Origin of the sequence: Pseudochelatococcus contaminans (assembly GCF_014195635.1) — a bacterium.
GTDB lineage: Bacteria > Pseudomonadota > Alphaproteobacteria > Rhizobiales > Beijerinckiaceae > Pseudochelatococcus > Pseudochelatococcus contaminans.
Map to the genome: position 1 here is coordinate 1 of NZ_JACICC010000029.1, position 9706 is coordinate 9706.

Here is a 9706-nt window from a genome sequence, read left to right on the forward strand (position 1 = left end):
GGCGCTTATCTGAACAGTCAAGCTGTCTCACTGGCATTTCGCTGAGCTCGCCGGCTCCCGGAACAGCGTCTCGATCAGCGGACATTCCCGCCGATTGCCTTCTGTGCATTGGGCCACCACGTCCTTCAGCACTCGCTCCATGCGTTTCAGGTCGGCGATCTTTTCACGCACGTCGTCGAGATGCGCGGCGGCAACGGCGCTTGCCTCGGCGCAGGGCTGGTCGCGCTCGTCGACGAGGCGCAGCAGTTCACGGACTTCATCGAGGGAGAAGCCGAGCTCGCGCGCCCGCAAGACGAAGCGAAGCCGTCGCTCGTGGGTGCTGTCGTAGCTGCGATAGCCGCTCGCCGTGCGCGGCGGCTCCGGCAGGAGGCCGACCTTCTCGTAATAGCGGACCGTCTCCAGATTGCACCCTGTGCGCTGTGCGAGTTCGGCGCGCTTGAGGCCTTTCACGCCAGCGTGATCGCGCATCCAAAAATACCCCTTGACCCTGTAGTTGCTACAGACCGCACATTAGCGCCTGGATAGGTTTTCGACAAGAAGAGCGAGGTCGAACATGAATGCATCCCGACACGGACCAGCAGACGTTGCACCGACTGCGGCAAACCTGACGACGCCAGAGCGAAGCGAGGCCGGGCGACAGCGCCTGGTCGCCGTCGGCGGCATACTCGGCGCCATCGCCGCCTCGTCCTGTTGCATCATTCCGCTCGTCCTGTTCAGCCTCGGCATCGGCGGCGCCTGGATCGGCAATCTGACGGCGCTTGCGCCCTACAAGCCACTGTTTGTCGCCGCAACGGCGGGCATGCTCGGCTACGGCTTCTACCTTGTCTACTGGAAGCCGCGACAGGCCTGTGCCGATGGGGCTGCCTGCACGCGCGCCGTCCCCAGCCGCCTCGTTCAGATCGCGCTCTGGTTCGCGACCGTACTCGTCGCCGCTGCTTTCGCCTTCGACTACGTCGCGCCGCTGCTGCTTTCCGCCTGACACCAAGAGGAGACTACCCCATGAGGAAGAGTTTGAGCGCTTTCACTTTGATCGCGTCGGTGATGACTGCGCCTGCCGCCTTCGCCGCCGAACGCACTGTGACGTTTGCCGTCGACAACATGACCTGCGCCTCGTGCCCCTACATCGTGAAGACCACGATGGCGGCAATCCCCGGTGTCGCGAAGGTGACCGTCTCCTTCGAGGCGAAGTCCGCGACCGTGACCTTCGACGACGCTAAGACGAGCACCGATGCCATCGCAGCCGCCAGCATGAATGCTGGTTATCCGGCCCACCCGACGCAGCAAGGCAGCTAGATGACTGATCGCGCCGTAATCCGCGCAGGTGCCGTTGGCGCCGTCCTCGCCGCGATCTGCTGCGCGGCGCCGCTCCTCGCCGTCGGCCTGTCTCTGGCGGGTCTTGGCACGTGGCTGACAGGTGTGGGTGCAGTGGTGCTTCCCCTGATCGTCGCGGGCTTCGGCTTCGGCGCGTGGGGGCCCCATCATCGCCGGGCAAGAGCCACGGCCTATGAGACGAAGATTCGCAAGGAAGGCGTGAAGCCATGAACGATTGCTGTGCAACCTCCTCCCGGGACAACCCGGCCGTTTCTCAGCCCGCGACACTGGCGAGCTTTGCCGTTCGACCGGGCGTAACGTTTCCGGATTGGTCGGCGGTCACGTCGCCTGTGGTCAAGAACGCTCTGCAGGCGATGGTCGGGTCCGACCACGTGCTCAATCGCTGGAGCGGTTACGATCCCGCCACCGACAGGGTGCGTGTTGCGTTGCTCCGACTCTACGCCGACCACGGGGGTGCCCCGACCATAAGCGCGCTTGCGGAGCGTACAAAACTCAGTGAGATGGTCATCCGGCCACTGCTCGACGAGCTCCGCCGGCGCGACCTCGTCGTTCTCGATGGCGAGCTGATCGTCGGCGCCTATCCGTTCAGCGATCATAACACCGGCCATCGGGTCACTCTGGACGGACGCACGCTGAATGCAATGTGCGCGGTCGACGCGCTGGGCATCGGTGCCATGACCGATCGCGACACCGCGATCGCCTCGCCCTGCGGCCATTGCGGCGCACTGATCCGGATCACCACGCAGGACCGAGGGCGGGCACTCGCCGACGTCGAGCCACAGTCGGCCGTCATGTGGCAGAGCGTCCGTTATGAAGGCGGCTGCGCCGCGAGCTCGCTCTGCGCGACGACCGCTTTTTTCTGCTCGGACGAGCATCTTTCCGCCTGGCGCGACGAACGTTCCACCGACGAGCCAGGTTTCCGGCTGTCGATCGAGGAAGGACTGGAAGCCGGCCGTGCTCTGTTCGGGCCGAGCCTCGCTGGTCTCGATGTGGCGTCGAAGAGCCTGGTGGTCGCCAACCGACCCTTGCGCACAAACGGTCGCAATGGAGGCGCTTACGATCTCGTCGTCATCGGCGCCGGCTCGGCCGGCTTCTCGGCCTCGATCACGGCCGCCGATCAGGGCGCACAGGTGGCGCTCATCGGCAGTGGCACCATCGGCGGCACCTGCGTCAATGTCGGCTGCGTGCCGTCGAAGACCCTGATCCGCGCGGCCGAGACGCTTCATAACGCTCGCGTGGCGGCACGTTTTGCCGGCATTACTGCTGAAGCCGAACTGACAGACTGGCGCGGAACCGTTCGTCAGAAGGACACGCTCGTGTCTGGGCTGCGCCAGGCCAAATACGCGGACCTGCTCCCCGCGTACAATGGTATCGCCTATCGCGACGGGCCGGCTCGCCTCCTCGACGGCGGTGTCGAAGTTGACGGCGCGCGTATTGCCGCTGGCAAGATCATTATCGCAACCGGCGCGCGGCCGGCAGTTCCTGCTATTCCTGGCCTCGAGACCGTACCGTATCTCACCAGTACGACGGCGCTCGACCTCGAGGAACTGCCGCGATCGCTGCTGGTGATCGGCGGCGGTTATATCGGCGCGGAGCTCGCCCAGATGTTCGCCCGTGCCGGCGTCAAGGTGACCCTCGTCTGCCGGTCCCGACTGCTCCCCGAGGCCGAGCCCGAGATCGGCGCGGCGCTCACGGGGTATTTCGAGGATGAAGGCATCACCGTTATCTCCGGCATCGCTTACCGCGCGATCCGCAAAACCGAGGGCCGAGCGTCACTGACCGTCACGCGTGACGGTCACGATGTCCAGATCGACGCCGATCAGGTGCTGATCACCACGGGCCGCACGCCCAACATCGAAGGCCTTGGGCTGGCCGAGCACGGGATCACCGTCTCGGCGAAGGGCGGCATCGTGGTCGACGACCGCATGCGCACGACCAAGGCTGGCGTCTATGCCGCCGGCGACGTCACCGGCCGCGACCAGTTCGTCTACATGGCCGCCTATGGCGCCAAGCTCGCCGCCAAGAACGCCCTCAATGGCGACAGCCTGCGCTACGATAACAGCGCCATGCCCGCTATCGTCTTCACCGATCCGCAGGTCGCAAGCGTAGGTCTCACCGAGGCGGCGGCGCGTGCGGCCGGGCATGAGATCCGCGTTTCGACGATCGGTCTCGATCAGGTGCCGCGCGCACTCGCCGCCCGCGACACTCGTGGGCTTATCAAGCTCGTGGCCGATGCTGCTGGCGGTCGTTTGCTCGGCGCCCACATCCTCGCGCCGGAAGGTGCCGACAGCATTCAGACCGCGGCTCTCGCGATCCGCCAGGGTCTCACCGTCGATGACCTCGCGGACACGATCTTTCCTTACCTCACCACGGTCGAGGGGCTGAAGCTCGCAGCACTTTCGTTCGGCAAGGACATCGCCAAACTCTCCTGCTGCGCCGGGTGAGCACAATCGGCGTCAAGGGCGTTTCCTGCCGATGATCGGTATGACGTCGGCGGTGCGGTTATCGCGCCGCCGTTCCATAAGCTGGCACAGCGCGCGGACTTGACGATGCTGGGCGAGCACGGTTTCGACGGCGCGCCGCTCCTGTTCGGCCCGGGCCGTCCCCGCCGGCCGATCCGTCGCGTTGCGCCGGGCTCTCGACTCGGCAACTGCATGGCGGAAGGCTTCCAGCACCTCGGAAGCGCGGTTCGCGGTCGCGCGACTGACACCTGCCTCGATGGCCAGATTCACAACCGTCAGCCTGCCATCAGCCACGCGGGGGCACCCATAAAGGAGGCGCGCCATCGCCTCACGAAGCGCCTGTTCCGTGGCTGCACTGACCGGCTTCATGATGTGCGTTCCTTCAACGGCGCGATGAGCCTGCGTTTTCTGTCGTTGTCCAGGCGCAGCGCTTCGCGTTGCAGCGGGGAGAGACGCTTGTCGGCGAGAAGATCCTCCGCCTGTGCAATGGAGGCTTCCCATGGCGGGAGATGTCGCTCGACGAGGCAGGCGTTGGGACATCGGTCGGGCGCGCATCGCGACAGGACCGGCACCGAGGCTGAAGGTTTCTCAGACTCCCGCAGGCAGAGCGCCGTCAATGGGTCGAAGAAGCAGTCGTTCAGATATCCGACATGCAGCGTGCGCGCCAGATGCGCCAGCATCGCCTTCAGGCGCTTGCGATCGGCCAGTTGCCCCGGAAGCGGGCCGAGTTCGCGGCCGACCCGCTCCAGTTCCACGCCGACGCGCTTACCGGCGGGTCCGCCTGGACCGTGACCGCGTCGATGGTTTTCGAAGTAGTCGATGATGTCGTCGAGTTGTCCGAGCGCCAGTTCCTGTTCGACCTCCTGCCTGAAGCCGGATGCGGACGAGCCGGCATAGCCGTTGAACATGGCCACGGAGGCGTGCTTGTACTGGATTTTGCCGGCGACAACCCCGAAGGGCCGGTTCGCGATGTACCAGGCCAGCGTTCGCCTGAACTGACGGGTGTTGAAGCGCCAGACGTCTTCTCCCACTCGGGGGATCACAGGACTATCGTCCGCGCCATATCGCTCATCGAGATGTTCTCGGAATTGGTTGATCTTCTTGGCGATGAGTATCGGCGTCTCGGCATTGTTCGTCTCGCGGTCGTCAAGGGCAAGCCATAGCCGCTCTGTCCCCGCATTCCGGCGGAATCGTTCCGAAAGACGCTCGGCAACCCGGATCGCCTGGACGGCGGCCTCGATGGTGATCCATTCGACCTGTTCGCCGCGAGCGCCGCGATCCTTCCAGGTCACGCCCTCGATCGCCAGCCTTTCTGTTCGCCCGTCCCGGTCGAGATTCCGTTTCAGGCAGCCGGATCGCAGCGACTGCACCTCACCGTCGCGCATGCCCGTCAGATAGCAACACACGATATAGGCGGCCGTCTGCAGGTGCCGTTCTTCCCGCGCCAGGCTGATGGCATCGAAGCGCTCCCGCCACGGTCGCCCCGTGTCGGGATCCGGGGAGATCGGCGTGTCCATCCCGCCCACCTCGAACCCAAGCTCGTCGACAGCATCATGAACCATCGACAACAGGGCCGGATCTTTGTGGACGGTGGTGAGATGCAGCCCGCATTGCATCGTCAGGAGCTTCAGATTGATGACCTCGCCATCAAACCTGCCGCCCCGCGACAATCTGCCGGTCAGCCCCCCGATCGAAAGAGGTCTTTCCCAGACAGGAATGCCTCTTCCTTCCTCGCGACGCTTGTCGATCCAGGAGGCCAGCATTACCGCGGGCCGCGTGTGGCGGGCGCGCGAGCGTGCTGCGAACCGGCTGTTCAGTGCATCGGCTTCAGCCCGGGCAGTGAAGATGTCGTCGCAGAGGTGCTCGACATATTTCAAGGCCCATCGCAGCATTGCGCCGATGACCGGCTCCGGGATGCGCGCGGTCCGGTTTTCCGAACAGCGCGTTCCCTGGCCGGTTGCCCGATAGACCGGTCGGCCGCGCCACGGGGTGAAGGTGATGCCACCGCACGTCAGATAGGGCGCCAGGCGATGAAGCTGGACGATGGGCCTGAGGCACACACCCACGCGCCCCGGCGTGATCGGCCGCGCCCGGTGATGGGTCGCGTATGCATCGATCAAATCCTGATCGACGTTTGCCAGATCGAGCTTGCCGATCCGCGAGCGCACGAAGTCCAGGAACCGGCGCAGCGTCGCAAGCGCAGTATGGCCGGAGACTGGCCGCAACCGCGGCTCACCGTCGGCGCGCCGTTCATTCATCCAGGCATAGATGTATTCCTTCGCAAGCAACCGCTCTGCCGCGCAGGGGATCACGCCGAAGTCGACCGTTCGAAAGGCCTTTCTGGCCATGTTGAACATCGCCGGCGCCATATCCCAGACATCATCGCCGAACCGCGAGAGCGCCGCTCGGTCGGTACCATCCCTGAGAGGCATCGAAGCCAAAACGATGTCGTCATCGACCCTGAGGCGTGAGACGGCACGCTCATCGTTCAAAGGAGAGGTAGTGGTCATGAGCCGTAAGCCTCCGGCGGAAGATAGAGCAACCGCGCCGAGGATTCTGCCGCCTCAACCCGTGCGCCTCCGACGACGGAGGACGGGAACATCGGCAGAATTTGCTCCGTGATCCTGCGGTATGGCCGATCGAATTTCTCGTTCCAGTCGCCAGAAGGCAACGCCTCCCGCAGCTCGTCCATGAACGCCTGGAACGCGATCAGCGCCGGTAGTTTCCGTGCGGTAATGACCGCGTTGGAGCATTCCAGGCACCCCCAGAACGGCGTCGGACAGGCTTCGCCTTCCCGACCGAAAGGGCTGACGCGGAAGTTGCTGCACGCCGCCAGCCAAAGATCCTGCTCTCCGTCCAGGAGCGGGCCGATCTTTTCCGACGGCACCGGCAGCCCGGTCGCGTCGGCTGAGGTTCGCAGCCGGGCTTCATCCGCGGGCACAACGATCCAAGGTCGCAGAGCCGGCGCCATCGCGTCGGTCAGTGCCTCGACTATCGTCTGCTCATGCAGATGCCGAAGGGCGGGGATGTCGGCATAATGGTTGGCCGCCACCGCTACCGTGTGGCCGACGGCAAAGTTCTCCAACTGCCCTCCGGTCCGCTTATACCAGTCAGCCTTCTGGGTCTTGCGCAGCCTGGAGAGATTGAGCGCCAGCGATTTTCCGGCGTCATCGACGATTCCGTACTTCTCGACAAACGCGGCCACGCAGGTCCCCAGCTTTTTCGGCGACGACAGGCGCCCCGGCTTCCAGGTGATCCAGAGCTTGCTCGATCCAGTGTGCTGCCGAGCCTTTTCCGTCAGCTTGATCGCCAGCCGCAGGACGGCTCCGGGCGTCTCCCGTCCGCCATCGCGGACACGCAAGCGCTTCCACTGGGCATGATGCGCGCGCCGCTTTCGATACTCGATCTCGACATAACCCCGGTTGGGATTGCGCAAGCAGTCAGCCTCAAGCCCACGCAGCGCTTCGATCTCCATGCCGGTCGTCAAGGACAGCCAGACGAGGAAGCCGACGACATCGTACCGGGTCAGATGGAAGCCGGCATGCAGTTCCTCGACCGGAGGCGGCTCGAGCCCGCATCTATGAGCGTGGTAGCGCAGATTGTCGAACAGCGCGCCTTCCCCGGCGACTACTCCCGCCGTCACAATCTGTTCGACCACTAGGTCATAGCGACGGCGCAATTCTGGATCACGGCCTACATCCAGAAGTGGGGGAGGCAGAGCCTCGCCCGTCGCTATCCGGTCGCGAGCCTCGATGATCTGGCGCATCGCTGCCTGCAGCAACGTCGAGGCAATCCTCCCACTGTAGGCATCGCGCGGCTTTGAGACGCCGTGCTCGCCGTGACCGATGTATTTCAGGCGCAACAGTGTTTCGGGCGGAAGCCTTTCAGGATTGAGCTCGGCGGCGACGCGCAGCACCCCGATCAGAGCACCGAGCACATTGCGCTGATTGGGTCGCTCGCCGCCGTTCTGCTCCAGCCAGTCCTCATAGGCATTGATTACCGCCGGAGTTAAGTCGTCGAGACGACGAGGTTTTACCGACGCCCCTTCCAGGAACAGCCAGAACCGCCGCAGACGGCGGATAAAGGTGCCTGCGGTTTTCCAGAGTGGTGCCGGCCCCATCCGGTGGAGATACTCCTGCAGGAATGGCGCAACCTCATGGGTCAGCGCCGTCAGCGGCCAGGAAGACAGATTGACGTCGATCCTCCCGGCATCTTCCGTCCGAAGGACGAAGACGAGCGGATTTTGCGGATTTTCCTCTTGAGTGTCGAACAATTCGATTCCAACTGGGAAGGTGGCACGACGACCGCGTTTCATCACAGGGGTCCACCAGCATTAACGCGCAGTTCCCAGGCCTCGACCGCAGCGTCGATCATTTCCTGGCTTTCTTCCATGCAATCCAGGTAGATGTGAGTGCTTTCGATGCGGCTATGGCCCAGCAAACGCTGCAACTTCAGAAGAGGATCGCCAATCAAGCGGCGGTACGCCGCGCCGATATGGGATCGGCGTTCGTCGAGTACCCATCCGATCTGTTCACGCACGAGCAGCGACAGCATATGAACCGCAAAGGTGTGGCGCATCATGTGCGGAGTGACGTCGAGGTCGATCCCGAACCGCCTGCACCGTACGCTTGCCCTCCGGAAGACCACCTCCCAAGCGGCCGGGGGCATGGGCCGCGCCCCTTCCGCCAGCCAAAGACACAATGGTTCGGATGTTTCCGCCCATACCAAGCGGCTGCGTTCGCGCGGCGCCAGCACGTCGACACTGGCTCGAACTGTGTCCTTTTCCAGAAGGAGCCTTCCCCGATCGTGGCTGACGACACGGATCGGATGTTCGATTGACCTATTGCGCGGTTGCGAAAGGCGCATGAGGACATTGGTCCGTTCCAACGCCGCGTATTCATGCAGACGCTTCAGCACGCGCTCGGGCAAGCGGATCTCGCGCCCCTTGCTACCCTTGGCAATGGCCGGCGCCAGTCGGAAAGATCGGCTCCTCAATGCACCGACCGGCTCCGTCCTCGGGAACTCGATCCAGAGCAGACTTGCCGCTTCCTGGAGCCGCAGGCCCGTCGTGACGAGCAATTCGGCGAACAACGCATTGCGCTCGCTGTTGCGGCCCTGCCAGGTGGGATCCTCGCTCCCGTCTGGAAGACGACCACGCAAGCCGATCTCGCGAAACAGGAGATACCGATCCAGGGAAAGGAACCGGATATCGCGTGTCCGTGCGCCGCGCTCGGTGGCAACATTGGCAGCGACCGCTATGGCCCCGCCGCCGTTCGTCCGTCGCCATGATTGCCGATAGGTGAAAGGCGATTTGGCGATCATTCCCTCTTCAAGAGCCCATCGGTAAAGCTTGTCGAGCGCTGCTACCGACCGGTTCCAGCTCGCGGCCGAGATGCGCGCCGGAGGAAGCGCCAGACGTCGCGCCGCATGGAAGGCTGCGACATCGTGCCGATCAGCCGCCCAGAGGGCTCTGTTGTCTCGGCGCTCGGCAAGAAAGCGCATCCAGATCAGGATATCCCAACCATAGGCGCGCAAGCTGTTGGGCGAACGAACCCCCAACGTGGGGCAAGCTCGAAAGAACCGGTTCAGGTCGTGATCGTAGCTGTCGTCATCGCCAAGAATGAACGGCATGCCGTCCACGAGGTTCAGCTTCTCGGCGGCTGCGACTTCATCCACCGACAGCCTGTGGACGACGCCATCAACCGTAACAGACTGCCGCAGCGTCGAAAGATCCGTGAAGAAGAGCTGGGGCATCCTGTTCTCCTCGGCCGCGATTTTCCCGCCGGGACGGGCTCGAGCCCGTCCCGGCGGGAAAATCGCATCGCCTCACCTCAAGCGAAGGGGAATGTCGTCAACGTTGATCGTGTGCTGCGAACGTCACAGCGGTAAGACAGAACACAGAGTCAGGATAA

Annotated in this window: 9 protein-coding genes; 4 read left to right on the forward strand and 5 right to left on the reverse strand. The window is 64.0% G+C overall.

The genetic code is table 11. The features are described 5' to 3' along the window. Window positions 1-27: 27 nt before the first annotated feature. A complete protein-coding gene (locus FHS81_RS18190; protein ID WP_012092599.1) occupies window positions 28-468 on the reverse strand; it encodes a MerR family transcriptional regulator in 441 nt (146 codons plus the stop codon). A gap of 85 nt (window positions 469-553) precedes the next feature. Between FHS81_RS18190 and FHS81_RS18195 the strand changes: the two genes are divergently transcribed. From FHS81_RS18195 to merBA, 4 genes are read left to right on the forward strand one after another with little or no spacing between them, the layout of a single operon-like run. Beyond that, on the forward strand, window positions 554-979 hold the full coding sequence (locus FHS81_RS18195; RefSeq protein WP_012092600.1) for a mercuric transporter MerT family protein: 426 nt from the start codon (window positions 554-556) through the stop codon (window positions 977-979). Window positions 980-999: 20 nt separating this feature from the next. Continuing rightward, window positions 1000-1293, forward strand: coding sequence for a heavy-metal-associated domain-containing protein (locus FHS81_RS18200; RefSeq protein WP_012092601.1), 294 nt, complete (start codon window positions 1000-1002; stop codon window positions 1291-1293). Then, window positions 1294-1542, forward strand: coding sequence for a hypothetical protein (locus tag FHS81_RS18205; RefSeq protein WP_012092602.1), 249 nt, complete (start codon window positions 1294-1296; stop codon window positions 1540-1542). It abuts the gene before it with no gap. Next, on the forward strand, window positions 1539-3776 hold the full coding sequence (gene merBA / locus FHS81_RS18210) for a bifunctional organomercurial lyase/mercury(II) reductase MerBA (RefSeq protein ID WP_012092603.1): 2238 nt from the start codon (window positions 1539-1541) through the stop codon (window positions 3774-3776). The genes FHS81_RS18205 and merBA overlap by 4 nt, the downstream gene beginning before the upstream one ends. A gap of 12 nt (window positions 3777-3788) precedes the next feature. Here the strand turns inward: merBA and FHS81_RS18215 are convergent, their stop codons facing one another. From FHS81_RS18215 to FHS81_RS18230, 4 genes are read right to left on the reverse strand one after another with little or no spacing between them, the layout of a single operon-like run. Continuing rightward, window positions 3789-4163 carry a hypothetical protein gene (locus FHS81_RS18215; protein WP_012092604.1) on the reverse strand — a complete coding sequence of 125 codons (375 nt, stop codon included), beginning with the start codon at window positions 4161-4163 and terminating at the stop codon, window positions 3789-3791. Beyond that, window positions 4160-6286: a hypothetical protein gene (locus FHS81_RS18220; protein WP_246375093.1), complete on the reverse strand. Its 2127-nt coding sequence runs from the start codon at window positions 6284-6286 to the stop codon at window positions 4160-4162. The genes FHS81_RS18215 and FHS81_RS18220 overlap by 4 nt, the downstream gene beginning before the upstream one ends. Before the next feature lie 14 nt (window positions 6287-6300). Then, on the reverse strand, window positions 6301-8067 hold the full coding sequence (locus FHS81_RS18225) for a hypothetical protein (protein WP_018429582.1): 1767 nt from the start codon (window positions 8065-8067) through the stop codon (window positions 6301-6303). A 41-nt stretch (window positions 8068-8108) separates the two neighbouring features. Continuing rightward, the gene (locus FHS81_RS18230) at window positions 8109-9548 is read right to left on the reverse strand and encodes a tyrosine-type recombinase/integrase (protein ID WP_012092607.1); all 1440 of its coding nucleotides are present in this window, start codon (window positions 9546-9548) and stop codon (window positions 8109-8111) included. Window positions 9549-9706 lie beyond the last annotated feature (158 nt).